Here is a 26,808-nt window from a genome sequence, read left to right on the forward strand (position 1 = left end):
TGGTTATGGGTTTCCTGTTGGCGGCGCGGCGTTGCGGCCGACAATCCTTTCAAATTCACAACCTCGGATGCCTTGCATCCGGGTCGGCAAAGCACGTCCCGACGAACTCAAAGGAGAAAGACCATGCAAGCAAGAATCAAGAACCCGGTGATGCTCATTCCCGGTTCCGTGCAGGCGCTGCTGGCGCTGGACAAGTCGACCGAGGCTGCCGATGTGCCTTACGTGACGCGCAAGCTCATCCATCTGCGCGCCAGCCAGATCAACTACTGCGCCGTCTGCGTCGACATGCATTCCCGCGAGTTGAAGAAGGCCGGCGAAAAGGACGAGCGTATCTTTGCCCTGGCGGCATGGCGGGAGACGCCTTACTTCACCGACGCCGAACGCGCGGCCCTTGCGCTGACTGAAGCCGGCACACGGCTCGCCGACCGGCCGGACGCGGTGCCGGACGATGTCTGGGACGAGGCCGCCCGGCACTATGATGAAAAGGCGCTTGCCGCGCTGGTCATCCAGATTGCGCTCATCAACGCCTTCAACCGGCTGAACGCCACGACACGGCAGATGGTCGGCGCCTGGGGATGAGTGGTTGGGGGTCAAGTGCGTGGGGTCAAGTGCCTGGGCAGGGTGGTTGTGCGTGACGGCGCGATGACGCGCGGGAGCGCCGCCTCCCGGCCGCTGGGCGCAGACCTGACCGCTACTGGCGCAGTTCCGTGTTCTTGGCGCCTTCTTCGACCTGATCGATAACCAGCAGCTTGACCTCGATATCGCCGATATTGGTGGCCTGATGCCACTGGCCGATCATTTCGATGATGAAATCGCCTGATTTGTAGGTGTTGCTGTTGCCGGTCTCGACATTGGTGACCTTCAGCGTGCCGGCCTGGACATAGGCGTAGCGCGGGAAGGGATGTCTGTGGACCGGCAAGGTCGCGCCCGGCGCGATGTCATAGGTCGACACCAGCACCTGCACGTTTTTCCGCGGCAATGTGATCGGCTGACCGGACGCGGTCGTCGTGCGCGATGCCAGTGGCGTCACCACGACGGGCATTCCGCTGCTGTCCAGCGCCCAAGCCGGGTTTACGGAAAAGGCCGCCGCGAGCAGCAGCATCGATACCAGAATTTTTCGCATGATTCTCTCCCCTTGGCGCCAGCATTGCGCGGCGGTCAGATGCACGCAAGGTAGCGCTGAGCCAGCGGATCTCGTGCGGCGGCGCAGTTGGTTAGCAAGGTTCTTCACGCCCCTGATTGTGGCTCCCGGCGGACTTGCCAGGTCAGCCCCACAACAGTCAGCGCTAATATAAGGTCAAGGTGTTGCCACAGGAGGTTTCAATGGTTGCCGCAATCGCAAATCAACATCGGCAAGTGCCGGAAAAACAAACGGCGGTGGGAAAGCCGGAAACGAGCGAAGAATTTTCGCCAGGCCGCAGCGCAGACGCCGTGGGACATCTCGCCAAAATCATGGTTGCCGCAACCGGCGATGTGGATTCTGGTGCGCAAGGCCGCGCGGCATCCAAGATAGCCAGGATGGACATCACAGTTTTGACGCCGCCACCTGAAGAAGACGCATCAGTGGCATAGAATACGCAGTTCGTCGAAGCCGCGACTCGTCATCAGGGGAATGCGACCCGATCAGGGCTATGCGACAGCCTTCAGCGGAGGTTCTGCCAGCGTCCCCAGGCCGGCACATCCCGAGCAGGCGGTCGTCTTTCCGGGGCAACCGATCCGGTGGGTCCTTTGCCGGCAGCAATGCCCGCCTGACGCATACCATTTGGAGCAGTCGAAAGCCCTGCCGCTGCCTAGTCATTGCCAATTCTTGCCCAACCAACGCACTATCCCCACGCCGCAAGTAGCAGGAATCATTGCGCTTTAAGGTGGCGGGGCGGGGTTTGCAAGATCGATTCACCCCTGCAATAAGGGGGCGGGCTATTGTTGCCCGGCGATCGCTAAGGTCGTCTCGACAGGCTTTCTCGCCTCAATCCGTCTGAGGCAATGATTGGGAATATTGGACCACGTCGCCTCGGCGCGTTCTTTCCCGGTGACCGCGACAGGGTCGCCAGGTCGCGCGTTGGCAGCTTGGGTGGCTGTAGACGCGAAAAGAACCGTCTGGGTTGTGAGAGCCGAAAAGACGGCAACCTGGACCAGCACGGCGGCGAGGGCGATTTTCTTCAGCATGCGACAGAACGCTCTTCAACGCTCCCGGTTCCTCTGGCTTCCAGTTTTTAGGCTCGCTAACGGAACAAGAGACCGGCGATCCGATTAACTGGATCATGTCCAACACGATCAAGGAACCGCCACCGAGGCCCGAACCGAAGAAGGTACCTGTCCATCGCGACAAAGAAGCACCGTCAGAACTTGAACATATCGATCCGCCACCGCGAGACGTGCGAGAGGCACCGGTGCCCAATCCAAACGGCGACAAGAAATCCTAACGAGATCGCCGAAGCCGAGGCAAGGGCATATGCCTGCTCGGTGAAAACGCGGCCGTCCGGCGTCGCGACATCATCTACAAATGCGCTGGATCAGCCCGAGGCCTCTTCTACCTACCGGTCAGATTCTGTGGTATATAGGTGCCGCAATTCCATGTGGGGAGAAGTGAATAATCTGTTCTGCCGTACAAGGCGCATCGCTGGTGGTACCGGCATGCGCAGATCATCTCAGGCACATTTGACGATCAGGGAGGAAATGCCATGCGCTTGGCCGCGTTTTTCGCCGTCGTGTCTGTTGCAACCTTCGCCGCCAATCCGTCGCAGGCTCAGGATGCTGCGGCTGGCGAGAAGGTCTTCACCAAATGCAAGGTCTGCCACATCGCAGACGAGGATAAGAACAAGATCGGCCCATCACTGCACGGTGTCATCGGCCGGACGGCCGGTACGCATCCGGATTTCAAATATTCCGATGCCATGATTGCCGCCGGCAAATCCGGCGTCAAATGGGACGAACCAACACTGACGACCTACCTTCACGATCCCAAGGCCATGGTCAAAGGGACCAAGATGGCGTTTGCCGGCCTCAAGAACGATGCAGACGTGGCCAACGTCATTGCCTACCTGAAAACGTTCTCCAAGTGACCTGGCTCCCCCGCCATACGTCTCAAAACCGGACCAATTTTGAGCGACACGCATTAGGTCGCCTGCTTCCATCGGCCTGAGATGTCGACTAGGGAAAGCCGCCTCAAGGATACCGGCATCCGCCTGTCGGAAGCGACGGCGGGTGATTTCTTCGCGCTTTTGAAGCCGCGGGTCATGGCGCTTGCCGTATTCACTGCTTTCGTTGGCCTGATGGCGGCGCCTGGCGCGATGAATCCGGTCATCGCCGTGATCGCAATCGGTGCGATTGCGATCGGAGCCGGAGCGGCCGGGGCCCTCAACATGTGGTACGACGCCGATATCGACGCGCTGATGTCTCGCACATCAAAGCGGCCAGTTCCGTCGGGCCGCGTCACGCCGGGTGAAGCTCTCGGCTTTGGCCTGGTGCTTTCCGCCCTTTCGGTCATGACGCTCGGCGTGCTGGTGGGCTGGCTTGCCGCATCGCTGCTGGCCTTCACCATCTTCTTCTACGTCGTCATCTATACGATGTGGCTGAAGCGATCGACGCCGCAGAACATCGTCATCGGCGGCGCGGCGGGTGCCCTTCCTCCTGTCATTGGCTGGGCGGCCGCCACGGGCGCGATCGGCATCGAAAGCGTCATCCTGTTCCTGATCATCTTTCTGTGGACGCCGCCGCATTTCTGGGCGCTCGCGCTGTTCAAGGTCGGCGACTACGCAGCTGCCGGCATCCCGATGATGCCGAACGTGGCTGGCCAGGCTTCGACCAGAAGACAGATACTCGCCTATTCACTGCTCTTGGCGCCAATCGGCGTGCTGCCCTGGGCGTTCGGATTCGCGAGCGGGTTCTATGGACTTGTTTCGGCCGCTTTGGGCGCGGGTTTCATCTGGCACGCCTGGAAGGTCCTGGTCGCTCCAGACCGAGAGATGAAGCCTGAAAAGGCGCTGTTCGCCTTCTCGATTTTCTATCTTTTCGCGATCTTTGCCATGCTGCTTGCCGACACCATCGCAGTGCGAGCGTTCACGTCAGTCGGAGGTTGATGGCATGACCACTGTTCTTGGACGGGCCGAGAGGGCTGATCGGTAATTGTTGCATTGAAGACATTGCACGCCGGGACAGGCTCGAACATCACGATGGTATTGCACAGAATCCCAGGATCAGCAGCGCGACTATGCCAAGGCCGAGTATGAGAAGCGTCCTTCCATCCATGACCTTCACCTTTGACCCCGCGCACGACCCCGAAAATCGGGATCGATTTTCGGAAAGGATCATGCGCCGATCAACGTGGCCCAGCGTCCTTTGCGCACCCAAGAAGGGCGCGTGGAGCTGTACGAGACTACCGAAAAAAGACCACCAGAGCTAGCCGCCGGAGTTCTTCCGACAAAGGGCGACAAGTCCTTGGCAAAAGAGTATGTTGGTTGTGGTGCAGGTCGCGGTTTTGCGTGGCCAGTCATGCAGAACGGCAGCACCGTGAAACCGCGACCTTACCGGACCCGATCTGGAGGAACGGTCATGGCAAGTTTTCATGTTGTAGCAGGCGCCAGCGAGACGCTGGAACATACCAAAATTCGAAAAATCGGTGTTTCCGACCTTTTCGACGCGCTCAAGCGGGGCGTCGAAGATTTCATGGTCAAACCGTCGCACATCGTCTTTCTCTGCCTGCTCTATCCGCTCGTGGGCGTCGTGCTCGCCGCCTGGACTTCGGGCGCCAACGCCTTGCCGTTGTTGTTTCCGCTGGTCTCTGGTTTTGCGCTGATCGGCCCATTCGCGGCGATAGGCCTCTATGAAATCAGCCGCAGACGGGAAGCCGGACTCGACACCTCCTGGAGGCACGCTTTCGAGGTCAGGAATTCTCCGGCGCTGCCAGCCATCGCGGCGGTCGGGATCATGCTGCTGGCAATCTTCATCAGTTGGCTTCTGACCGCTCAGCTATTTTACCAGTATCTCTTCGGCCCGGCGCCGCCGGAATCGATATCCGGCTTCATCAATGAAATATTCGCCACCGGACGCGGCTGGACGCTTATTATCCTGGGTCACGCCATCGGCTTCGCCTTCGCTGTGGTGGTGCTGTGCACAACGGTCGTCGCCTTCCCATTGTTGCTCGACCGCGACGTCGGCGCCTACGAAGCCATCCACACCTCGGTGCGTGCGGTGCTGGCGAACCCGATCACCATGGCTGTCTGGGGACTGATTGTCGCCGTCGCCCTGATCATCGGCTCGCTGCCGGTGTTCGCCGGGCTGGCCGTCGTGTTGCCGATCCTCGGTCATGCCACCTGGCATGTCTACCGCAAGGTCGTGGAGCCGCCCGCCAGATCGGCGAGTTGAGGACGTTCTGCCTCACCGCACCAGCGAGGGTGCCGTTGCGGGTTTGATCGAAGCCGTCAGTAAGCCGGATGGCTGAAGCGGGCCTGGTATGCGCCCATGGTCAGGTTGCGGAAATCCTTGCCGCTGACATGCACCAGCGTTTTATGATCGCCGCCTTCGAAGTAGACGTCGGTGGCGTCGCCAAGGCTTTCATCGACGATCACCGGTACATTGTAGGCCGCGCCGATGGGCGGGATGGCGCCAGTGTCGCAATCACCGAAGAGCGAAATCATCTCGTCTTCGGAGGCGAGTCCGAGACGTTTGTCCATGACGTCTTGCAATGTGCCGAGCTCGATCCTGTGGGTGCTCGGAACCACGGCCACTGCATAGCCAAGTTCGTGGTGAACGACCACGGATTTCGCCATGATACTGCCGGGCACATGCGCGGCTATTGCCGCCTGCCGGCTTGTCGAAGTGCGATGATGAGCGACGGTGTCGTAGGGAATTCCCTTGCCGTCGATGAAGTCCTTCAGTCTGTTTGCGATCGTCATCTTGGCCTCCCTTGTTTGAGCATGATCTTTCCGAATCGAAGGTCAGCGCAGCAAAAACCGGATCCGCTTTTCGGGATCATGCTTTAACAAAAATGGACCAGCTGCCGATTGTTTCAAGGCGCCGGCAACGGAACTGGACGCACGCCGCATGTGTGGGTCCCGACCGGAAATGTCCTAGGCAAATCCGGTTTGCGCTTCAGGGTCCGGATCCGAAAAACGCCAGCCGGGTGAAAAGCGTGTAATCCGCTTCGAGGACCATCATCGTCACGAACACCAGCACCAATATCGGCGGCAGGATGATCGCGTAGGTCAGCGCCAGCCGTTCCCAGGCCATGTGCATGAAGACAGCGACGATCAGCCCTGCCTTGAGGATCATGAAGATCAGGATCAGCGACCATCTGAGATAGCCGTGAAGGCCGAAATAATCGACCAGGTAGGAGCATGTGCTGAGAATGAACAGCCATGCCCAGACCACCAGATAGAGCTTGATCGGATGTTCCTGATGCGCGTCGGCATGGGCCACGGCCGCCGGCGCTTCATGCGCAGCGTGAAGTGCGTGTTGTCCGAGGCCGTTTGCGGTTGCTTCACCCATGTCTGCCTCTCACCAAAGATAGAAGAATGCGAAGATGAACACCCAGACCAAATCGACGAAGTGCCAGTACAGCCCCATGATCTCGACATTCTCATAGCGCCCCGTGCGGCTGGTGAAGAAGCCGCGCCGTCCGGTGTCGAAATCTCCGCGCCATACCTTGCGCGCCACGATGATCAGGAAGATCACCCCGATCGTCACATGGGTGCCGTGGAAACCGGTGATCATGAAGAAAGTCGAACCGAATTGTGCGGCGCCCCAGGGGTTGCCCCAGGGCCGCACGCCTTCGGTGATCAGCTTGGTCCATTCGAAGGCCTGCATGCCGACAAAGGTCGCGCCGAGTGCCGCGGTCAGAAGCATGAGGATTGCCGTCTTGCGGCGGTCGCGGCGATAGCCGAAATTGACCGCCATGGCCATTGTTCCACTGCTTGAGATCAGCACGAAGGTCATGATGGCAATAAGGATCAGCGGGATATCCGAGCCGCCGATGCGAAGCGCAAAGACCTCGCTCGGATTGGGCCACGGCACGCGTGTAGAAATGCGCGCGGTCATGTAGGAGAGCAGGAAGCAGCCGAAGATGAAGGTATCGCTGAGCAGGAAGATCCACATCATGGCCTTGCCCCAGGACACGTTCTTGAACGCCCGCTGATCCGAGGACCAGTCGGCGGCTATGCCTTGCCAGCCCACGGGTCGTGGCTCCGTCTGGCCGATATGCGTGACTGTCTCTGCCATCCGCTTGATCCCCTTAGGTCAGCAACTGTCGGCAAATGTCGATGAACGTCGCGGCCCAACCCGCCAGCAATGCGAAGATGGCGAGCCACACGAAGAGCAGGAAATGCCAATACATGGCGCACAGTTCGATGCCGAGTCGAAGCCGCTCCGGCCGCGCTCCATTCCAGGCGCCGGCGGTCGTTCTGCCGAGGCCCACCAGCCCGCCCAATATGTGCAGGCCATGCATGCCGGTAATCAGGTAGAAAAAACTGTTGGCCGGATTGGAACTCAGCAGATAGCCATCTTCGGTCAGCTGCCGCCATGCCATGAACTGACCGACCAGGAAGGCGAGCGCCGTGAGCCCGGCCGTGGCGAGGCCGAGCCTGACCATGTCGATCTGCCGCTTGCGCGCGGCGACGACGGCGCATTGCAGCGCGACGCTGCTCAAGACCAGCACGCCGGTGTTGAGCCAGAGCAGCCGCGGCAGCGGCAGCGGCTGCCAGTCCGACACCGCCATCCGCATGAAATACGCGCTGGTGAAGAGCGCGAACAGGCAGCCGACGACGGCGAGGAAGACACCTAGGCCGATTTTGGCGGTGGGTAGCGCCGACCGGTCGAGGGCGACAAAATCCCCGGCCAGACCTTGCTCGAGCCATGGCTTCGACATCAGCCCCTGGTGGGAAAGCCACCATCCGGCAAAGCCGACGATGACGAGCAGGAAGACTATGATGACGCTCATGCCGGCTCCCTCGAGGGGCCGAAGGAGCCAGGCATGTTCTGCGGGATGAAGTCCTCCTTGGCACCTGGAACGCTGTAATCATAAGCCCAGCGATAGACGATCGGCAGGTCCTTGCCGAAATTGCCGTGGGCCGGCGGTGTTTGCGGCGTCTGCCATTCGAGGGTCGTGGCTCGCCACGGGTTGCCGCCGGCCTCGCGGCCATGGCGGATGCTCCAGATCAGATTGAACAGGAACACCATCTGGGCAAAGCCGACGATGAACGCCATGACGCTGATGAACGAGTTCAGGTGGTGGGCCGACTCCGTCATGACAGTCATATCGGTCAGTTCAGCATAGCGCCTCGGCACGCCCATCAGGCCGAGATAGTGCATGGGGAAGAAAATCAGGTAAGCGCCGAGGAAGGTGACCCAGAAATGGAACCGGCCCAGCGTTTCGTTGAGCATCCGGCCTGTGACCTTCGGGTACCAATGATAGATCGCGCCAAAAACCACGAGGATCGGGGCGACACCCATGACCATGTGGAAGTGGGCGACGACGAACATCGTGTCGGACAGCGGAACATCGACGACGACATTGCCGAGAAACAACCCGGTCAGCCCACCGTTGACGAAGGTGACGATGAAGGCCAGGGCAAAGAGCATCGGTATGGTGAGATGGATGTCGCCGCGCCATAAGGTCAGCACCCAATTGTAGACCTTGATGGCGGTCGGAATGGCGATGATCAGCGTCGTGGTGGCGAAGAAGAAGCCGAAATAGGGGTGCATGCCGCTGACATACATGTGGTGCGCCCAGACCACGAAGCTCAGCGCGCCAATGCCGACGATGGCCCAAACCATCATCCGATAACCGAAGATGTTCTTGCGTGCATGGGTGCTGATCAGGTCGGATACGATGCCGAAGGCCGGCAACGCCACGATGTAGACCTCGGGATGGCCGAAGAACCAGAACAGGTGCTGGAACAGGATCGGGCTGCCGCCATTGTGCTGCAGTTGTTCGCCCATCTCGGAGATCGCCGGCATGAAGAAGCTGGTGCCGAGGGCGCGATCAAGCAGCATCATCACGCAGGCGACGAACAGCGCCGGAAAGGCGAGCAGCGCCATGACAGTCGCGGTGAAGATGCCCCAGACGGTCAGCGGCAGGCGCATCATCGTCATGCCGCGCGTGCGGCCCTGCAGCACCGTCACCACATAGTTCAGGCCGCCCATCGTGAACCCGATGATGAACAGGATCAGCGAGGAGAGCATCAGGATGATGCCCCAGTCCTGGCCGCCCGGCGTGCCGCTCATGATGGCCTGCGGCGGGTAGAGCGTCCAGCCCGCACCTGTCGGTCCGCCCGGTGCAAAGAAGCTGGACACCAGGACCAGCACGGCGAGCAGGTAGATCCAGTAGCTCAGCATGTTGACATAGGGGAAAACCATGTCGCGCGCGCCGACCATCAGCGGGATCAGGTAGTTGCCGAAGCCGCCGAGGAAGAGGGCGGTGAGCAGGTAGATCACCATGATCATGCCGTGCATGGTGATGAACTGGTAGTAGGCTTCCGGGGTGATGAAGTCGAACGTGCCGGGGAAGCCGAGTTGCAGCCGCATCAGCCATGATAGCACCAGGGCGACCAGGCCGATTCCCGTTGCCGTCGCCGAATACTGGATGGCGATGACCTTGGCGTCCTGCGAGAAGACATATTTCGTCCACCAGCTGTGCGGATGGTAGAGTTCCATTTCCGCGACTTCGGCTGGGGGGATGCCATCTGCAGGCGTGATGTCGACCATAGGAACACCTCCGTGTCCTTTTCAGCGAGACCCGACCGTTTCGAGCTTTGCTGCAATTTTCAAACCTGACGCTATCGTCTTGCCCGGCGCAATCGTCTTGCCCGGCGCGTTGTCTGCCGCGCCCGTTTGCTGGGGTACCGACAACTGCGCGAAAGTCTGCTGCTGGCCGAGCCAGGCCACATAGTCTTGCTGCGTGTCGACCATGACCACACCATGCATCAAAGGATGCCCTTGGCCGCAAAGTTCGGCGCACAGAACCTGAAAGGTTCCGGTCTTGGTCGGGGTGAACCAGAAATAGGTGACCGAGCCCGGGATCATGTCCATCTTGGCGCGGAATTCCGGCACATAGAAATCATGCAGCACATCGATCGAGCGGAGCAGCATCTTGACCGGTTTGCCGACCGGCAGATGCAGATCAGCCGCTTCGACCACGACATCGTCCTGACCATTGGGATCGCTGGCGATCACGCCCAACGGATTTTCGGCGGTGACGTCGCGGGTGTCGGATGTGCCAAGCTTGCCGTCCTTGCCGGGCAGACGGAAACTCCACTGCCACTGCTGGCCGACGACTTCGACGTCGGTTGCGTCGCTCGGGACGTTGACGAATCGGCTCCAGACGAACAGGCCGGGAACCAGCAACGCCGTGACCCCGACCGCGGTGACGATCGTCAGCCACGATTCGAGCCGCTTGTTCTCCGGCTCGTAGGCAGCCTGGTTCCCTTCCCGATGACGGAAGCGGAAGACGCAATAGGCCATGAATAGAACCACGGCGGCGAAGACGACGCCGGTAATCCAGAAGGTGATGATGATGGTGTTGTCGATATAGTCCCAGTTCGAGGCAATCGGCGTCCACCACCATGGGCTCAGGAGGTGAAACAACACCGAGCCCACGACGACCAAAACGAGTACAAGCGCTACGGCCATGCATCGTTCCTCCCGGCATTCGGGCGCGCGAAGCTGTCCCGGCGAATGCCAAGATCATCATAGCTCTTTTTTCGGTCGAAATTCCAGAGCCGACTATCTTGACGGGAAAAATGCCGTCGAAAATCGAACTTCTGGAGATGCTCGCTGTGGAGGAAGGAGTATCTGGAGTGCAACTGCGCGCAGGCGGCGCTCGCAGTTTTGATTGAAATGGCTCCCCGGAGTCGATGAAGCTGAAAAATACGAATTCGCCATCACCTTGCGCCAGAATGCGCCACATTCACCGAAAATGCGCAAACGTGACCGGGACCGCACCAAAGCCCCGCGCCTCGCCGGCGGGCCGACACCGATGCTCAGGGAGCGGCCGTCGCTCTGGCGCGAGAGCGGGACGAGGTGCGCACAGCTGAACTCACGGCCACCGGGATCCCCCCGATGCTATCCGCTATCGTGCCGTCCTTCCGAAGGCCGCTTGACCTGTCGCGCGGGGCCGTGTGCTAACCGTTTGGTTCGCTCGCCATTCCGGCCGGGATCAGCCGGCTACTGGCGTGTTGAGAAGCTGCTGCTCCCAAAGATACGCGATGCCGCTGCCGCCGAAGTGCTGGATAAGAATCTCGGTCAGCTCCTCGACATGCTCGGTGCGCGCCCAATCGCGTTGCCATTCGCCAGCGAGCGCCATCACGGTCATCACGTTCGCGCCGGCCGTGATCATTCGCTGGATGGCAACTTCGTGAGACTCCTTCGAAATCCCGCCCGACGCGTCGGTGATCACGGTCACGTCCCAGCCTTCGCCGGCGGCCTGGATCACAGGCATTGCGACGCAGACCTCCGTCCACAGGCCGGCGATGATCAGCTGCTTGCGGCCGGTCGCCTTGACGACGCTCACCACATTCTCGTCCTGCCAGGTGTTCACCCAGGTGCGATCGATGACTTCCTGGTCCGGAAATACGTCGGTGATCTGCTTGAAGAGAAGTCCACCGCGCGCCGCGATCACGCTGGTGAGAATGGTCGGAACATCGAAGGCTTTTGCCAGCTTTGCCAGCGCGGTCGTGTTGTTGACCACCATGTGCGGATCGTGGCTGTTCAGGCTTGCGAGCTGATAAGGCTGGTGGTCGATCAGAACGAGTACCGAGTCTTCAGGACGAAGAAGCGAATCGAGGCCGTTACGAAGGGTCATCAAGACTTCCTTTCTCTGCCGCCATGGACGGCAATGGGGTTCACGGGAGACATGCGCCCAGCGGGCGACGTTGCCTGGACGCAATTTGCCGTTCCTTTTGGTGATGCAGTAGTGCCATTATCAGGCAAGCTGTGTCGCGAAATGAGGAACGCTGAATTGGACATCGAAGATCTACAGACATTCGTCGCAGTGGCCGATGCAGGGGGCGTATCGGCCGCCGCGCGCCGGCTCGGCGTCTCCAAGTCAATCGTCAGCCGGCGGCTCTTTCGGGTTGAAGCGGAACTTGGCGTCCAGCTTGTTGCACGAACGACCCGCGGCGCCGCGCTCACGGAAGCGGGAATCACGTTCAGAGACCATGCGGCCCGGGCCAGCGCAGAGATCGATACCGCCAGGGAAACGATCCTCCCGACTGGCGACCTGCGCGGCCGCCTGAGAGTTGCCATGCCGCTTACTTTCGGCCCAACCCACTTCGCCCCCGTGCTCGCGGAAATGGCGCGCCTGCACCCGAAGCTTCAAATCCATACCTCCTACAGCGATCGCTTCGTCGATCTGATCGCCGAAGGTTTCGATTGCGCGATCCGGGGCGCCTACCTTCAGGACTCCAACTTGATCGCGAAGCGCGTTGGGCCGATCCATGGAAAGCTTGTCGCAAGCCCGGATTATATCGAGGTGCACGGGTCACCCGAGACCCCGGACGAACTCGTCAGCCATCAGGCCCTCATGCAGGGAACAGAAGCCTGGCAGTTCCTGGATGGCAGAAAGACTGTTACGGTCCAGCCGCAGGGCCAATTCAAGGCCGACAGCGCCACGGCGCTTGCCGCCGCGGCGGCGGCAGGTCTCGGCATCGCCTGGCTCCCCGATTGCGTCACACATGAATATGTGGCCTCCGGCGCGCTGGTCCCGATCATGACACGCTATCCGGTACCTCCGGGGGCCGCGTATGTCGTACGCCCGCCGGGTCAGCATCCTGCGCGGAAAGTGCGGGTGCTCACCGAAATGCTAACTGAGTATTTCAAACGGAACCCGGAACTTTGGGGTCTCGACAGCTAGTAGGTGCCTGATTGGTTCCATGCATCAGGATCTCGTCGGGCTCTTCGGCTGCTCGGATTGCAAGGCTGCGGGCCGCGATCGCCGGCCGGGCCTTCTTCACCGTTGTGCCTGACTAGGAAGGCCAACAGCGGGAGCGAAACCGCGACTGGAAGCCGACTTTCGGGATGCCTCCTTAGAGCCCGATAAGCCTCCAGGGATTTCTGGCGCGAGAGGCGGCTTCGTTAAGCGATAGCTAATATAGATGAGCCCGCGTCATCCAATCGAGGGATGGCGCGACTTAATCCCCCGCTCCACCTAATGGCAAGGCAAAGGGTGGCAACCCCGGTTTTGCCGCCCAAGGGCCTGCTGGGGGCTAAATATGAGCAAGACGACTCTCGTACTCGCTATCCTCGCTATCAGCATCAGCTATGCCGATGCCAAGGGCCATAAGGTGAACCTGCCGGTTTGCACCGCGTCAAGCTCACTCGCCGAAGTCCTGGGGGACAAGTGTTTTCTCGTCAAAGGTTCGAAGATCTATGGCGACATCGCCGATCTTTCCCAGATAATCACTTGGGCTGGTGGCGGAGCTGGCGGTCTGTGATGGGTGCCCTTGGGCAGTGCGACGACCGCGAGGAAGACGGCCGAGCCGGACAACGACGGCGAACACGTCATGTGGCGCGATGATCTGACTGGTCAGACCGTGCTGGTGCGGCTGTGAAGGGAAATATCGCTGTCTACATGCAGAGAACCGAGCGCTTCGAGGCTATCGTCCCGACGGTCGATCTCGCGAACGGCGATATGATCGTTGTGCTTCGGACCGAAGACTCCAGCGGCGGACGCTCGTTTCGCATGTCGCCAGAACTGGGCGCGGAGTTCCGGTCCTATTTTTTCCGAGATGATCCGCCAGAAGGCGAACTGATCAAACCTGCAAACTTGCAGGATTGGCCCGCTGCCGATGGTGGCGGGCTTTCTTTATCTTGTGGCAGAAAAGTCACGCAGCTGGAATATGCTGAGCTTCAACCGGCGCGAGCTTATTGTCCAGCCAAGTGAGGCGTACCGTTGTTTCGCGGGCAAAGGGGATGCCCGACACTCCTCCCGAACTAGGCCCGCTGCCCGCAAAGGCGGCGGGCCTATTTATTCAGCTTGTAGTCCGCTACGAAAGCCCTCGCTCATTGAGCAGATGGTTGCTTTTCACTTCTAGGATGTGAGTCCGCCAGTAGAGGACGTGTCCAACAATGAAGACCCCACGATTGGCTGATCCGTCCACATCGAAATCCCAGCACAAACGACTGCCGACAAAAACACGAGTGTTGACGTTTTCATTTGCTCCCCCCTTGCAGATGTAGCCCGAAACGTAGCCCAGCACAGAACATCGGCAAATTTGCCGACCTAAGAAATTTGGTTAAGTGCTTGAAATGATTGGCTCCCCGGGCCGGATTCGAACCAGCGACCAACCGGTTAACAGCCGGTTGCTCTACCACTGAGCTACCGGGGAACGGAGGCTCTTATGCGAGTGGGGGAGCGTATAGCTGCCCTTTTCGGCTTTGCAAAGAAGCAATTCGCATTTTTCCGAGGCTTTTTCGCACAGGCGTTTCTCGCAATCGTCGAGAGATGTCCTCATATTAGCAGTCTTGGCAGGGATACGGAACCGAAAGCGCGGCCGCGCCTGGGTTCGCTGATGCTTCTGAACGATCAAAACGGGTCAATCTTTCGAGACGATGACAGCACAAGACAACCAGATGCCGGCGCGCAAAATCTCAGTTTTCGGGCGCGAGTTCAAAATGCCGCGCTCGCGCGGGCTCAGAATCGCCATCGGTATCCTGCTGACCATGGGCGGTATCCTCGGCTTCCTGCCGATCCTCGGTTTCTGGATGGTTCCGCTCGGATTGCTAGTGCTTTCTTATGAATTCGCCATGGTGCGGCGCCACCGGCGCCGCTTTGTCGTCTGGTGGGAACGGCGACGCCGGCCGGATTGACGGCCATGACGCAGGCACGCCTCAGCGGGCGGCGTGCTCTTCCAGTGTCTCGCGGATCTGCTTGAGAATCGCCGCGGCTGAGGCAAGCCTTGCCCTGTCGAGCGGCGACAGGTTGCCCGCGCTTCGATGGACAGGCCGTCGACTGCGTGGCGCAAAAGCTCTCCGCACTGCGGCAGGCCCGGGCCTGACGATTGGCGGGGTGTGCCCGGGTTGGCGCAGAGGAAACCGTTCGGAATGCACGGTGGCCGCTTGACGGCATTTTCGCCGCAACCTATTGGAACCGGGTGGAACGCCGGGAGCAACGAGGCCTCGTGGCGGAGTGGTTACGCAGAGGACTGCAAATCCTTGCACCCCGGTTCGATTCCGGGCGAGGCCTCCAATGCCCGGGCCCCCGCGCTACAGCGCTGGGGCCTGAAGTTCCTGACATAATGAACCGCGGTTCTGGCGCGGCAAGCGGATTGGTTGGGACATGAGCGCTGATTTCTCCGAGCTTCGCGTCAAGATGGTCGACGGCCAGGTTCGCACCACCGATGTGACCAGCGCGCCGCTGCTCGACGCCATGCTTGTCGTGCCAAGAGAAGCCTTTGTCGGCGCCGCCCAGCGCGATCTTGCCTATATCGACGAGGACATCCGCATTGCCGCGGGCGCGGACGGCGCGCGCTACCTGATGGAAGCCTCGCCGCTGGCCAAGCTCATCCAGCTGGCCGAGATCAACCCGACCGATTCGGCGCTCGATGTCGGCTGCGGCACCGGCTACGCTTCGGCCATCCTGTCGCGGCTGGCCAGGTCCGTGGTGGCGCTCGAAAGCGATTCTGCGCTGGCGGAAACCGCCAGGTCGACGCTTTCATCGCTTGGTTGCGGCAATGTGACCGTCGTCCAGGGGGCGTTGCCGCAGGGGCATGCCGCCCAGGCGCCTTATGATGTCATCTTCGTCGGCGGCAGCGTCGCGGAAGTCCCAGTGCCGCTGCTCGATCAGCTTGCTGAAGGCGGCCGACTCGTCGCCGTCGAAGGGCAAGGCAATTCCGGAGTGGCACGACTTTTTTTCAAAGCCGGGGGGGTTGTAACCGGAAGACGCGCGTTTAATGCGGCAATTAAGCCACTACCGGGATTTGAACGTATTCGTGCTTTCGAGTTCTGAATGATTTTGCCTTGCAGCAGAGGCTTTGTCATGGTCGCTTGCATTTGAACAATCGTTGCTGATCCGCAAACTGGGGGCACTTTGGGGCTTGAGCAGCAGGGAACATCGAACACGCGGCGCCGGCTGATCAGAATGAGAAGCCGGTGCGGCGCAGTTCCCATGGAAAACGAATGAGGGTTTAACCGTGCCGTCTGTAAGCAAGTCACTTTTCACCGCCGTCCTCGTTTCGGCGACCATGCTGTCCCCGCTGGCCGCTTCGGCGGAAACCATTTCCGGCGCGCTTGCAAAGGCCTATCAATACAATTCTTCACTGAATTCGGCCCGCGCCGGCGTCCGTGTCACCGATGAGAGTGTCGCCATCGCCAAGTCGGGCTATCGTCCGATCGTCACCGGCTCGGCGGAAATCGATTATTCGAGCAGTCATCTCAACGGTACGGATCGGAGCGTGCGCCTGACCACCGGCAATTTTGGCGTCCAGATCAATCAGACGCTGTTCGACGGCTTTCAGACCCGGAACAATGTCGCTGCCGCCGAATCACAGGTTCGCGCTTCGGTCGAAAGCCTGCGCAACACCGAAGAGAATACCCTGTTCAGCGCGGCGCAGGCGTATATGAACGTGATTCGCGACCGGCAGGTCGCAGTGCTGACCGAGCAGAATCTGCAATTCCTGACCGAAACGGCGCGCGCTGCGCGTTCGCGCTTCGAAGTTGGCGAAGGCACGCGCACCGACGTCGCGCAGGCCGACGCTTCGCGGGCCGCCGCGGTGGCATCGCTGAGTGCCGCCCGGGCGCAGGCGTTGGCAAGTGCGGCGAGCTATCGCCAGATCGTCGGCGACGAACCAGGCAAGCTCAAAGGCCCTTCGCCGCTGGCAAAGCTGTTGCCGTCGAGCCTCGCCGCCGCCATCGGGGTGGCCTCGAACGAGCACCCGGCCATCCTTGCCACCCAGCACCTGGTCGACGCCGCCGCGTTTTCGGTGAAATCGGCCGAAGGCGCGCTGCTGCCGCAGCTGTCGGCTTCCGCCGGCGTCTCGAGCGCCTATCGCAACACTGTGCCGGGTGCCTTCTCGACGCAGGACGGCACCACCAACTCGGCCAGTGTCGGGGCAACGCTGACCATCCCGATCTATTCAGGCGGCCGCACCTCGGCGATCGTGCGTCAGGACAAGGAATCGCTCAGCCAGGCCCGCATCGAGGTCGATGTCAGCCGCGACCAGGTGCGCCAGGCCGTCACCGCCGCCTGGACCGAGTACACCGCAGCCCAGCAGCAGCTGACGGCCAACAGGCAAGTCATCGAGGCCGCGAAGCTTGCGTTGAACGGCGTCATCGAAGAACGCAATGTCGGCCAGCGCACCACGCTCGACGTCCTCAATGCACAGGCTACGGTCATCACCGCCCAGATCAACCAGGCCGGTTATGAGCATGATGTGGTGGTGGCGAGCTACGCCATCCTGCAGGCGACCGGCCGCCTGTCCGTCGACCGCCTTGGCCTGCAGGTGGCGAAATACAAGCCTGAAGAGCATTACAACGCTGTCAAGGACAAGTGGTACGGCCTGCGCACGCCGGACGGCCGCTGAGGGCGTTCGGTTAGCCGTCTCGCCGTTTGAGCAGGATTTTTTGCTCCGCTGCTCTTGGCTTTCAAGATCGCGCTAATCTGTTGAAATCCCACAAGTCCCCAGATTGGGGATTCTCGTGCGGCGATCCGTCGGTTACGCTGTCGCCATGATTCGATCCGGCTTTGCCGGAGCGGAAATCCCACAGGGGTCACAAAGGCGGCGGATGTGACGATGGCGACGGCAAGCAGTGTACAGCGCGAACCTTCCATGGAAGAGATACTGGCTTCCATCAGGCGGATCATTGAGGACAGCGACGGCGGTCGCAAGCAGCCGGGCGACGCTGATGAGTTGCGCCAGGATCTGGAGCCGGCGCCGAACGCCGATGCTGCCCCCGACGTTGACGCATTCCGTGCCGACCTGCATGCCGCTTCCGAGGTCAGGAAGCCGGTCACGCTGGCGGAAGTCCAGGCGCAGCTGCCGGCGGCCGAGCCGGTGATCGCGCGTACGGAAACGCCGGTGCGCCCCGATCCAGCCCCGGCAAAGCCATCTATGACACTTGCCGAGGTCAGCGCCCGGGTTGGCGCCGAGCCGGCCAACGCGCCGGCACCGCGTCCCGTCACTGCCCCCGACGCCCCCGTTGCCGATTGGCGGCGTGAGATCGCCGCGGTTGGTGAGCAGGCCAAAATGGTGTCGGACAGGGCCGAGGCACGCAAGCCGGTTGCCCAGCCGCCAGTGGACAACTCAAGGGACGAAGCGAGCGCGAAAGCCTCTGAGCCGCCTCGTCCAGACGTGGTGCGGCCAGCCGCGGCCAGTGATGCGCCGCGTCCGGCCATCGTTTCCGAGCACACCGGCCGGCAGGTTGCCGCCGCCTTTGGCGAGCTTTCCGATGCGTTCGCCAGCCGCGGCAAGAAGACATTCGACGAGATGGCCGAAGAGATGCTGCGCCCGATGCTGCAGGATTGGCTCGACAACAATCTGCCGACACTGGTCGAAAGGCTGGTGCGCGAGGAGATCGAGCGCGTGGCGCGCGGCGCGTAATAATTCTCCATACCGGGTTACCAAAAGAACCGGCGCCTTCGTGGCGCCGTTTCTTTTTGTGAGGTCAACTCGCGCCGGTCGCGAAGCAGACAGGCTTCCGCCGGAAACGCTGACGATTATTGACCGTGGCGACATCTTCTACGTTCGCCGCTCCAACTACGGCCCCGACTGCCCGGCATGTGGAAAGCCGTATCGGACGCCGCGGGCAAAGTTTTGCGACGAGTGCGGGCACGGCCTTCCGTTGAAATGAACAAGGCCACGCCTATTTGACGTCGAGGGTCAGAGACAGCCCTTGCGGTTGACTTGGCCAAAACCTTCCGATTTACACCGGACCAGCAAAACTCCCGACAGCGCGGACCATTTTCCCATGCTTGAAAAGACCTACGACGCCAAAACCGTCGAGCCGAAGATCGCCAAAATCTGGGAAGAGGCCGACGCGTTTCGCGCCGGTGCCGGGGCCGAGGAGGGGGCGGAAGCCTTCACCATCGTCATCCCGCCGCCGAACGTCACCGGTTCGCTGCATATGGGGCACGCGCTAAACAACACGCTGCAAGACATTTTGGTACGCTTCGAGCGCATGCGCGGCAAGAACGTCTTGTGGCAGCCGGGCATGGACCATGCCGGCATCGCCACGCAGATGGTGGTCGAGCGCCAGCTTATGGAAAAGCAGATCCACCGCCGCGACCTGACCCGCGAACAGTTCATCGAGAAAGTGTGGGAGTGGAAGGCCGAATCCGGTGGCGCGATCTTCAACCAGCTGAAGCGGCTCGGTGCCTCTGCCGACTGGTCACGCGAACGCTTCACCATGGACGAAGGCCTGTCCAAGGCCGTCCTCGAAGTGTTCGTCACGCTCTACAAGGAAGGGCTGATCTACAAGGACAAGCGCCTTGTGAACTGGGATCCCAAGCTGCTCACCGCGATCTCCGATCTCGAGGTCGAGCAACAGGAGGTCAACGGCAATCTCTGGCACTTCCGCTATCCCATCGAGGGCCAGGTCTTCGACCCGGAGAATCCGAAAACCTTCATCACCGTGGCGACGACGCGCCCCGAGACGATGCTGGGCGACACGGCCGTTGCCGTGCATCCCGACGACGAGCGTTTCCGGCATCTGATCGGCAAGAACATCGTTCTGCCGATCGTCGGCCGCAAGATTCCCGTGGTGGCGGATGATTATTCCGACCCTGAGAAGGGCTCCGGCGCGGTCAAGATCACACCGGCGCACGACTTCAACGACTTCGAAGTCGGCAAGCGCCACAAGCTGCCGGCGATCAATATCCTGACCACGGCAGCGGCGGTAAGTCTTAGGGATAATGAGGATTTTCTTGCCGGTCTTGAGGTGACGCCGGAGCGCCAGGCGGTCTGGGATGAACTCAACGGCCTCGACCGCTTCGTCGCGCGCAAGAAGATTGTCGAGCTGATGGAAGAAGGCGGCTTCCTCGAAAAGGTCGAGCCGCATCGCCACGCCGTGCCGCATGGCGATCGCGGCGGCGTGCCGATCGAGCCGTTCCTGACCGAGCAGTGGTATGCCAACGCGGCGCAACTGGCCAAACCGGCGATCGCATCGGTGCGTGAGGGCCGCACCAACTTCGTGCCGAAGAACTGGGAAAAGACCTATTTCGACTGGATGGAGAACATCCAGCCCTGGTGCATCTCGCGCCAGCTCTGGTGGGGTCACCAGATCCCAGCCTGGTACGGGCCGGACGGGCGCGTCTTCGTCGAGAAGACCGAGGAAGAGGCGCTGAGCGCGGCGATCGAATATTATCTGGCGCTGGAAGGGCCGTGGAAGGCCTGGGTCGAGGACAAGCTCGAGAATTTCCAGCCGGGCGAGATCCTGACCCGCGATGAGGATGTGCTCGATACATGGTTCTCATCGGCGCTATGGCCGTTCTCGACGCTCGGCTGGCCGGATGAGACGCCCGAGTTGAAGACCTACTACCAGACCGACGTGCTGGTGACCGGCTTCGACATCATCTTCTTCTGGGTCGCCCGCATGATGATGATGGGCCTGCACTTCATGGACGAGGAGCCGTTCCACACCGTCTATGTCCATGCGCTGGTGCGCGACAAGAACGGGCAGAAGATGTCGAAGTCGAAAGGCAACGTCATCGACCCGCTCGACCTCATCGACGAATACGGCGCCGATGCGCTGCGCTTCACCCTGACGGTTATGGCGGCGCAAGGCCGCGACGTGAAGCTCGACCCGGCGCGCATAGCCGGCTATCGCAATTTCGGCACCAAGCTGTGGAACGCGACGCGTTTTGCCGAGATGAACGAGGTCGCGCGCAACGACGATTTCTGGCTGAACGACGCCAAGCTGGCGGTCAATCGCTGGATCCTCACCGAATTGACGCGTGCCGCGCGAGAGATCACCGACGGCATCACCTCATACCGCTTCAACGAAGCTGCGGGGGCTGCCTACCGCTTCGTCTGGAACCTGTTCTGCGACTGGTACCTGGAACTGCTGAAGCCGGTGTTCATGGGCGCCGACGAGGCGGCCAAGACCGAAAGCCGCGCCTGCGTCGCCTTCGTGCTGGATGAAATCTACAAGCTGCTGCACCCGATGATGCCGTTCATGACGGAGGAGCTGTGGGCGCAGACCGCTGGCGAAGGCAAGGAACGGGCCTCGCTGCTGTGCCATGCCGCATGGCCATCGCCGGATTTCGAAGACGCGGATGCCGCCGCCGACATCAACTGGCTGGTCGACCTCGTCTCGGGCATCCGTTCCGTGCGCTCGGAGATGAACGTGCCGCCGGCAGCCATTGCACCGCTGGTGGTGGTCGGCGCCAACGGTGTGACTCGTGAACGGCTTGTTCGTGAGGACTCGGCGATCAAGCGGCTGGCGCGGGTCGGCGACATCTCGCTGGCCGATGTCGCTCCAAAGGGTTCGGCGCAGATCGTGCTCAACGAGGCGACGATCTGCCTGCCGCTCGGCAGCCTGATCGATCTCGCCGCCGAGGCTGCACGGCTGCAGAAGGAACTGGCCAAGGTGACGGAGGAAATCGCGCGCCTGCACAAGAAGCTGTCGAACGAAAGATTCGTCGCCAGCGCGCCGGCCGAGATCGTCGAAGCCGAGCGTGAAAAGCTCGCCGAATACCGTGACGCGCAGGAGAAGCTTTCGGTCGCGTTGACCAGGGTTCGCGACGCCGGTTGAGGGTAGATTCGCGAGACTTTAGAACGCTCTAAAATGGGACCGTTTTTACCCCGAAAGTCGACATTCCGTAGCGTTAATGTTGACGTAAACGGAAGTTTTTGCCCCATTGTTGCCATAATGTAACAATGGGGCCTTTGCTCCCCAAAAAGCACTGTTCTTGAGCCTTTTTGGGCGTTTTTTCTCGTTTTTTTGGGGACGATACCCCCGGATGGGCCGTTTTTCGGCTCTGCTGCGTCCGGTTGCATTTTGTCGAAAGTGCGCCTGGCGAATATGTACATGTACGCCCTTGAATTCGTTGTTGCACCGTTAACCTGAATTGGTTCTAGCTCGATACACTCGAATTCGGGGAGGACATTCATGACTATTCTGCGACTGAAAACGCTGCTGGGGGCAGGGTGCTTTTCGCTTGCTTTGATCGGAACGGCGATGAGTTCGGCGCATGCCGGCGGCATCGAGCGCGGCGGCTACGACATCGATCTTTTGTTCGATCCGGCTCCGTTCGCTACGGAAGCCGAAGCGACCTACGTGATGCCGCAACGCAAACTCAAGAATGCGGTGGACACCGATCCGAGCGACGGCAATGTGACATTCCTCGGCAGCACGGCGAACGACAGCGAGAGCTACTGGGTGCCGCGTATCGGCGTCAAGGCCGAGCTCGTCAAAGGCGTCGACTGTATGTTCGACTATTCCCAGCCGTGGGGGGCGCATACAAATCCGGGTTTGTGGGCCGGTGCCGAGTCCAACATGGAAACCGACATCAAGAGCAACAACTACGCCACGACCTGCTCCTACAAGATGGATGCCGGCAAAGGCCAGGTTCGCTTCATCGGTGGCGTCTACTACCAGGAAGTCTATGGCTTCAAGCAAGACCTGGTGTCGCCGTTGGTGCCGGGCTTCCAGGGCACCGGCCGTGTCGATCTCAAGGGCACCGGCTGGGGCTGGCGCGCCGGCCTCGCCTATGAAATCCCAGAGATCGCGCTGCGCGCGAGCCTCGTCTACAATTCGCGGGTCAAGCTCGACAACATCTCGGGCACACTGGACTTGACGCGTGTTGGCCTTGTCGTGCTGCCGATCTATGGTGCGACGGAGTACATGCCGGACACGGTAGAATTGAAGTTGCAGTCAGGTATTGCGCCGGACTGGCTCGCCTTCGGTTCGCTGAAGTGGGTCAACTGGAGCCTGCTGCAGAGTGTTCCGATTTGCGTCGTAGGTACTCCTGCCGCGGCATGCGTTACGGGTGATGTCCTGCATTCAGGCCAGATCACCTCACTGGACCTGATGTACCGTGACGGCTGGACCGTCACCGGCGGCCTCGGCCACAAGTTCAACGACCAGTGGAGTGCGGCCGGCCAGCTTTCCTGGGATCGCGGCACGTCGCATGGCTACGGTTCGCAGACTGATACCTGGACACTGGGAGGCGGCGTCGCCTACACGCCCAAGCCAAACATCGAGGTTCGTCTGGCCGGTGCGATCGGCGTGCTGACCAGTGGCCACTCAGGGACGGTGGCTGGTGACAATGGCTACGTGGCCGGCGAGGAAGTCAGCTATGACTTCGGCAACGATCTGGTCACTGCGATTTCAGGCGGTCTCAAGATCAAGTTCTAAACCTCTGTAAAGACGAATAAAAAGGCCGGGCATTGCCCGGCCTTTTTATTGTTACCGGCTCGGAAGGAGCGGACTCGCGGCTGCAGCGGCTTAGCTGCGTTGCATATTAGCCGCACCAGTTCCGCCTCATGCGATTGTGACGTTTTGGCAACACTTTCTGAACAACCCCTGCGCTGGAAGTCAGGCCGGGGGATTTGCCCATTTCCCGCCATAAACCCGGCGCACCTCGATCTTGTCTCGGGATACGCGCCAGAAGGCTCGGCGATGGGGCAGGCCGCACCACCCCCTTTGCAGGGAAGATGTGGGGCAAGGAAGAGTATGGACGCCAAAGTCATTTCCAAGGCCAAGCTCCCCAGCCGCTATGTGACCGTCGGTCCGGCGCGTGCGCCGCACCGTTCCTATCTCTATGCGATGGGCTTGTCGGCGGCCGAGATCGCGCAGCCGCTGGTCGGCGTCGCGTCCTGCTGGAACGAGGCGGCGCCCTGCAACATTTCGCTGATGCGCCAGGCGCAGGTGGTCAAGAAGGGCGTCGCGGCCGCTAGCGGCACGCCGCGCGAATTCTGCACCATCACCGTCACCGACGGCATAGCCATGGGCCACCAGGGGATGAAATCGTCGCTGGTGTCGCGCGAGGTCATCGCCGATTCGGTCGAGCTCACCATGCGCGGCCATTGCTACGATGCGTTGGTCGGGCTGGCCGGTTGCGACAAGTCGCTGCCCGGCATGATGATGGCCATGGTGCGCCTCAACGTGCCGTCGATCTTCATCTATGGCGGTTCGATCCTGCCCGGCAGCTATCGCGGCCGCCAGATCACCGTGCAGGATGTGTTCGAGGCCGTCGGCCAACACTCGGTCGGCACGATCGATGATGCCGAACTGCTTGAAATCGAGCAGGCCGCCTGTCCGTCGGCCGGCTCCTGCGGCGCCCAGTTCACCGCCAACACCATGGCCACCGTCGCCGAGGCGATCGGCCTGGCGCTGCCCTACTCCTGCGGCGCGCCGGCGCCTTACGAGATGCGCGACCGTTTCAATTTCGCCTCGGGCGAAAAGATCATGGAGCTGATCGCGAAAAATATTCGGCCGCGCGACATCGTCACGCTGAAGGCGCTGGAGAATGCGGCGACCGTGGTGTCGGCAACCGGCGGCTCGACCAACGCAGCATTGCATCTGCCGGCGATCGCGCACGAGGCCGGCATCAAATTCGACCTGTTCGACGTGGCGAAGATTTTCGAGAAGACGCCTTACATCGCCGATCTCAAGCCGGGCGGCAAATATGTCGCCAAGGACATGTTCGAGGCCGGCGGCATTCCGCTGTTGATGAAGACGCTGCTCGACCATGGCTATCTGCATGGCGACTGCATGACCGTGACTGGCCGCACTTTGGCCGAAAACATGCAGCACGTTGCCTGGAATGAGCATCAGGATGTGGTCCGCCCGGCCAACAGACCCATTACCCAAACCGGCGGTGTCGTGGGCTTGAAGGGAAACCTTGCCCCCGAAGGCGCGATTGTGAAGGTCGCGGGCATGACGGAGCTGAAGTTCTCCGGTCCGGCGCGCTGCTTCGATTCGGAAGAGGGATGTTTCGAGGCGGTGACGCATCGCAACTACAGGGAAGGCGAGGTTCTCGTCATTCGTTACGAAGGGCCGCGCGGCGGCCCCGGCATGCGCGAGATGCTGTCGACGACGGCAGCGCTCTACGGCCAGGGCATGGGCGGCAAGGTGGCGCTGATCACCGACGGGCGCTTCTCGGGCGCGACGCGCGGTTTCTGCATCGGCCATGTCGGGCCCGAGGCAGCCGTCGGCGGTCCGATCGGGCTGCTCAGGGATGGCGATTTGATCTCAATCGACGCGGTGAACGGCACGATAGATGTGGCGTTGTCCGATAGCGAACTGGCGGCGAGGGCAAAGAATTGGAAGGCGCGCACGACCGACTATCAGTCGGGCGCGATTTGGAAATATGCACAGACGGTTGGGCCGGCGCGCGATGGCGCGGTGACCCATCCGGGCGGTGCGAAAGAAACACATTGCTATGCGGACATCTGAGTTGCTGAGGTCGTCTGTCTTTTCGGCACTGGTCGTGGCCGCCACTTTTGGCGCGACCTTTGGCGCCGTGGGCCAGGCCATGGCCTTCGACGACAAGGTGTTCGACGACAAGACCGGCGTGAAGCCGCAGTCCAGCCCGTGGGCGGTGTTCCAGTTCGGCTTCTCCGCTTACAAGAACGGGCACAAGGAACAGGCCGCCGAGGCCTACAAATACGCCGCCGAGAACGGCCAGATCGGCGCCACCTGGAAACTCGCCCGCATGTATGCCGAAGGCGATGGCGTGGCGCGCGACGACTATGAGGCGTTCAAGTTCTTCTCGGAGATCGTCGACCAGGATGTCGAGCCCGGCTCTCCCGAGGAAAGCTATGTCTCCGATGCGCTGGTGGCGCTTGGCGACTATCTGCGCAAGGGCATTCCCGGCAGCCCGGTCACCGAGAACGAGGTGGCGGCCCAGGAATATTACATGCGCGCCGCCGCCAACTACCGCAATCCGAACGCACAGTTCGAGATGGGGCAGATGTTCCTGAAAGGCGAGGGCGGCGTGAAGGCCAGCGTCAAGCAGGCCGGGCGCTGGTTCCAGCTCGCCGCCGAGAAGGGCCATGCCGGCGCGCAGGCGACACTAGGCCACCTGCTGTTCCAGAGCGGCAAGATCGTTCGCGGCCTGGCGATGATGACAGCGGCGCTCGAACGCGCTTCGCCGGCCGACCAGCCCTGGATACGCGGCATGCAGGAGGAGGCATTCGCCACCGCCGGCGAAGCCGATCGCCGCACCGCGATCTCGCTGGCCGATGACTTCCTCACCAAGGGCGGCAACGCGGACCAGTAGTCTGGCGGCTGAGTTGCCGGCGCAACATTGGAGATTGGCGAAAACGGTTGCGACAGCCAATCTCCCCCCAAGTGGGGGAGATGTCCGGCAGGACAGAGGGGGGCGCTGTCCCGCCAGCCTTGCTCTTATTCTGACGTACCCGCAACACCAGCCACGATCACAATATGCTGGCAGGCATTGTCGATGTCACCGATGATATCGTCATTCCAAAAGCGCAGGACAGTCCAGCCATCCTGCTCCAGACGCGACGATCTCGCTTCGTCACCCGCGACAGCATCGCCTTCAGCATGTTGGGAGCCATCAACTTCGACGACCAGTTTCTTTTCTGGGCAAGCAAAGTCGACAATGTAGCCGGCGATCGGAAATTGCCGCCGGAAGCCAAGCCCCATCAATCTATGCGCGCGAAGCTCGTTCCAGAGCTTCAACTCGGCGTCGGTCATCACCTTGCGCATCGACCTGGCGTTTGCACGATGGTTTGGAGGCAGAGGCGTGTGAGGCATTCTCGATGCTCGGTTGCTGTTGCGGCTGGCGCTCTACGGCGCCCCCCTCTGTCCTGCCGGACATCTCCCCCACAACGGGGGAGATTGGCTCACGTTTCGGTCGGTTACGTCGGCCCCAGACAGGGCGCTGGCGTCCCGATCCGCGTGGAGTGCAGG

General features: G+C 61.1%; 26 protein-coding genes and 2 tRNA genes. 17 read left to right on the top strand and 11 right to left on the bottom strand.

Translation table 11 applies throughout. From position 1 onward, the window contains the following. The first annotated feature begins 123 nt into the window (after positions 1-123). Positions 124-579, top strand: a complete 456-nt coding sequence (locus tag NKJ06_RS13840; protein WP_352627982.1) for a carboxymuconolactone decarboxylase family protein — start codon at positions 124-126, stop codon at positions 577-579. Between the two features lie 112 nt (positions 580-691). Here NKJ06_RS13840 and NKJ06_RS13845 read toward each other — a convergent pair whose 3' ends face one another. Then, a complete protein-coding gene (locus tag NKJ06_RS13845) occupies positions 692-1,123 on the bottom strand; it encodes a cupin domain-containing protein (RefSeq protein WP_352627983.1) in 432 nt (143 codons plus the stop codon). Positions 1,124-1,323: 200 nt separating this feature from the next. Between NKJ06_RS13845 and NKJ06_RS13850 the strand changes: the two genes are divergently transcribed. Continuing rightward, positions 1,324-1,572, top strand: coding sequence for a hypothetical protein (locus tag NKJ06_RS13850; RefSeq protein ID WP_352627984.1), 249 nt, complete (start codon positions 1,324-1,326; stop codon positions 1,570-1,572). 345 nt (positions 1,573-1,917) lie between these two features. Here NKJ06_RS13850 and NKJ06_RS13855 read toward each other — a convergent pair whose 3' ends face one another. Beyond that, positions 1,918-2,166 (bottom strand): hypothetical protein, encoded by a 249-nt coding sequence (locus NKJ06_RS13855; RefSeq protein WP_352627985.1) that lies wholly within the window; start codon positions 2,164-2,166, stop codon positions 1,918-1,920. A 515-nt stretch (positions 2,167-2,681) separates the two neighbouring features. Here NKJ06_RS13855 and NKJ06_RS13860 point away from each other — a divergent pair. The 3 genes from NKJ06_RS13860 to NKJ06_RS13870 all read left to right on the top strand — a co-directional run bounded on the left by NKJ06_RS13860 (position 2,682) and on the right by NKJ06_RS13870 (position 5,364). After that, positions 2,682-3,062 (top strand): c-type cytochrome, encoded by a 381-nt coding sequence (locus tag NKJ06_RS13860; protein WP_352627986.1) that lies wholly within the window; start codon positions 2,682-2,684, stop codon positions 3,060-3,062. 81 nt (positions 3,063-3,143) lie between these two features. After that, positions 3,144-4,079 (top strand): heme o synthase, encoded by a 936-nt coding sequence (locus NKJ06_RS13865; RefSeq protein ID WP_352627987.1) that lies wholly within the window; start codon positions 3,144-3,146, stop codon positions 4,077-4,079. A gap of 472 nt (positions 4,080-4,551) precedes the next feature. After that, positions 4,552-5,364, top strand: coding sequence for a DUF2189 domain-containing protein (locus tag NKJ06_RS13870; RefSeq protein ID WP_352628139.1), 813 nt, complete (start codon positions 4,552-4,554; stop codon positions 5,362-5,364). A 56-nt stretch (positions 5,365-5,420) separates the two neighbouring features. Here the strand turns inward: NKJ06_RS13870 and NKJ06_RS13875 are convergent, their stop codons facing one another. The 7 genes from NKJ06_RS13875 to NKJ06_RS13905 all read right to left on the bottom strand — a co-directional run bounded on the left by NKJ06_RS13875 (position 5,421) and on the right by NKJ06_RS13905 (position 11,794). After that, on the bottom strand, positions 5,421-5,894 hold the full coding sequence (locus NKJ06_RS13875) for an aminoacyl-tRNA deacylase (RefSeq protein WP_352627988.1): 474 nt from the start codon (positions 5,892-5,894) through the stop codon (positions 5,421-5,423). A gap of 196 nt (positions 5,895-6,090) precedes the next feature. After that, complete coding sequence (locus NKJ06_RS13880) at positions 6,091-6,486, bottom strand: cytochrome C oxidase subunit IV family protein (RefSeq protein ID WP_352627989.1); 396 nt, start codon at positions 6,484-6,486, stop codon at positions 6,091-6,093. A gap of 9 nt (positions 6,487-6,495) precedes the next feature. Further along, positions 6,496-7,215: a heme-copper oxidase subunit III family protein gene (locus NKJ06_RS13885; RefSeq protein WP_352627990.1), complete on the bottom strand. Its 720-nt coding sequence runs from the start codon at positions 7,213-7,215 to the stop codon at positions 6,496-6,498. 13 nt (positions 7,216-7,228) lie between these two features. Next, the gene (locus NKJ06_RS13890; protein ID WP_352627991.1) at positions 7,229-7,933 is read right to left on the bottom strand and encodes a cytochrome c oxidase subunit 3; all 705 of its coding nucleotides are present in this window, start codon (positions 7,931-7,933) and stop codon (positions 7,229-7,231) included. Further along, positions 7,930-9,699, bottom strand: coding sequence for a cytochrome c oxidase subunit I (ctaD, locus tag NKJ06_RS13895; RefSeq protein ID WP_352627992.1), 1,770 nt, complete (start codon positions 9,697-9,699; stop codon positions 7,930-7,932). Before ctaD ends, NKJ06_RS13890 begins: the two co-directional genes overlap by 4 nt. 21 nt (positions 9,700-9,720) lie before the next feature. Further along, positions 9,721-10,623, bottom strand: coding sequence for a cytochrome c oxidase subunit II (locus NKJ06_RS13900; RefSeq protein ID WP_352627993.1), 903 nt, complete (start codon positions 10,621-10,623; stop codon positions 9,721-9,723). A gap of 526 nt (positions 10,624-11,149) precedes the next feature. Further along, entirely contained in the window at positions 11,150-11,794 is a 645-nt protein-coding gene (locus NKJ06_RS13905; protein ID WP_352628140.1) for a hydrolase, read from the bottom strand. A 156-nt stretch (positions 11,795-11,950) separates the two neighbouring features. Here NKJ06_RS13905 and NKJ06_RS13910 point away from each other — a divergent pair, with 156 nt between their 5' ends. The 3 genes from NKJ06_RS13910 to NKJ06_RS13920 all read left to right on the top strand — a co-directional run bounded on the left by NKJ06_RS13910 (position 11,951) and on the right by NKJ06_RS13920 (position 13,873). After that, a complete protein-coding gene (locus tag NKJ06_RS13910) occupies positions 11,951-12,844 on the top strand; it encodes a LysR family transcriptional regulator (RefSeq protein WP_352627994.1) in 894 nt (297 codons plus the stop codon). Between the two features lie 358 nt (positions 12,845-13,202). Further along, positions 13,203-13,424, top strand: coding sequence for a hypothetical protein (locus NKJ06_RS13915; RefSeq protein ID WP_352627995.1), 222 nt, complete (start codon positions 13,203-13,205; stop codon positions 13,422-13,424). 113 nt (positions 13,425-13,537) lie between these two features. Continuing rightward, complete coding sequence (locus NKJ06_RS13920; RefSeq protein WP_352809985.1) at positions 13,538-13,873, top strand: hypothetical protein; 336 nt, start codon at positions 13,538-13,540, stop codon at positions 13,871-13,873. Between the two features lie 370 nt (positions 13,874-14,243). On the opposite strand, the gene NKJ06_RS13925 is transcribed toward NKJ06_RS13920, so the two are convergent. Further along, positions 14,244-14,318 (bottom strand) — tRNA-Asn (locus tag NKJ06_RS13925). A gap of 223 nt (positions 14,319-14,541) precedes the next feature. Here NKJ06_RS13925 and NKJ06_RS13930 point away from each other — a divergent pair. The 9 genes from NKJ06_RS13930 to NKJ06_RS13970 all read left to right on the top strand — a co-directional run bounded on the left by NKJ06_RS13930 (position 14,542) and on the right by NKJ06_RS13970 (position 26,152). Further along, positions 14,542-14,799 (top strand): hypothetical protein, encoded by a 258-nt coding sequence (locus NKJ06_RS13930; protein WP_352627997.1) that lies wholly within the window; start codon positions 14,542-14,544, stop codon positions 14,797-14,799. A gap of 305 nt (positions 14,800-15,104) precedes the next feature. Further along, a tRNA-Cys gene (locus NKJ06_RS13935) sits at positions 15,105-15,178 on the top strand. A gap of 90 nt (positions 15,179-15,268) precedes the next feature. Beyond that, positions 15,269-15,937 carry a protein-L-isoaspartate O-methyltransferase family protein gene (locus NKJ06_RS13940; RefSeq protein WP_352627998.1) on the top strand — a complete coding sequence of 223 codons (669 nt, stop codon included), beginning with the start codon at positions 15,269-15,271 and terminating at the stop codon, positions 15,935-15,937. Between the two features lie 184 nt (positions 15,938-16,121). Beyond that, the gene (locus NKJ06_RS13945) at positions 16,122-17,510 is read left to right on the top strand and encodes a TolC family outer membrane protein (RefSeq protein ID WP_352627999.1); all 1,389 of its coding nucleotides are present in this window, start codon (positions 16,122-16,124) and stop codon (positions 17,508-17,510) included. Between the two features lie 210 nt (positions 17,511-17,720). Then, positions 17,721-18,527 carry a PopZ family protein gene (locus NKJ06_RS13950; protein WP_352628000.1) on the top strand — a complete coding sequence of 269 codons (807 nt, stop codon included), beginning with the start codon at positions 17,721-17,723 and terminating at the stop codon, positions 18,525-18,527. A 367-nt stretch (positions 18,528-18,894) separates the two neighbouring features. Further along, entirely contained in the window at positions 18,895-21,678 is a 2,784-nt protein-coding gene (locus tag NKJ06_RS13955) for a valine--tRNA ligase (RefSeq protein WP_352628001.1), read from the top strand. 357 nt (positions 21,679-22,035) lie between these two features. Continuing rightward, positions 22,036-23,283 carry an outer membrane protein transport protein gene (locus tag NKJ06_RS13960; protein ID WP_352628002.1) on the top strand — a complete coding sequence of 416 codons (1,248 nt, stop codon included), beginning with the start codon at positions 22,036-22,038 and terminating at the stop codon, positions 23,281-23,283. Between the two features lie 318 nt (positions 23,284-23,601). Beyond that, positions 23,602-25,326, top strand: coding sequence for a dihydroxy-acid dehydratase (gene ilvD / locus NKJ06_RS13965; protein ID WP_352628003.1), 1,725 nt, complete (start codon positions 23,602-23,604; stop codon positions 25,324-25,326). Next, on the top strand, positions 25,313-26,152 hold the full coding sequence (locus tag NKJ06_RS13970) for a tetratricopeptide repeat protein (RefSeq protein ID WP_352628004.1): 840 nt from the start codon (positions 25,313-25,315) through the stop codon (positions 26,150-26,152). Before ilvD ends, NKJ06_RS13970 begins: the two co-directional genes overlap by 14 nt. Before the next feature lie 125 nt (positions 26,153-26,277). Here NKJ06_RS13970 and NKJ06_RS13975 read toward each other — a convergent pair whose 3' ends face one another. Then, positions 26,278-26,652: an endonuclease domain-containing protein gene (locus tag NKJ06_RS13975; RefSeq protein WP_502905616.1), complete on the bottom strand. Its 375-nt coding sequence runs from the start codon at positions 26,650-26,652 to the stop codon at positions 26,278-26,280. Between the last annotated feature and the right edge of the window lie 156 nt (positions 26,653-26,808).

Source organism: Mesorhizobium sp. M0293 (assembly GCF_040321735.1).
In the GTDB taxonomy this organism is placed as follows: Bacteria; Pseudomonadota; Alphaproteobacteria; order Rhizobiales; family Rhizobiaceae; genus Mesorhizobium.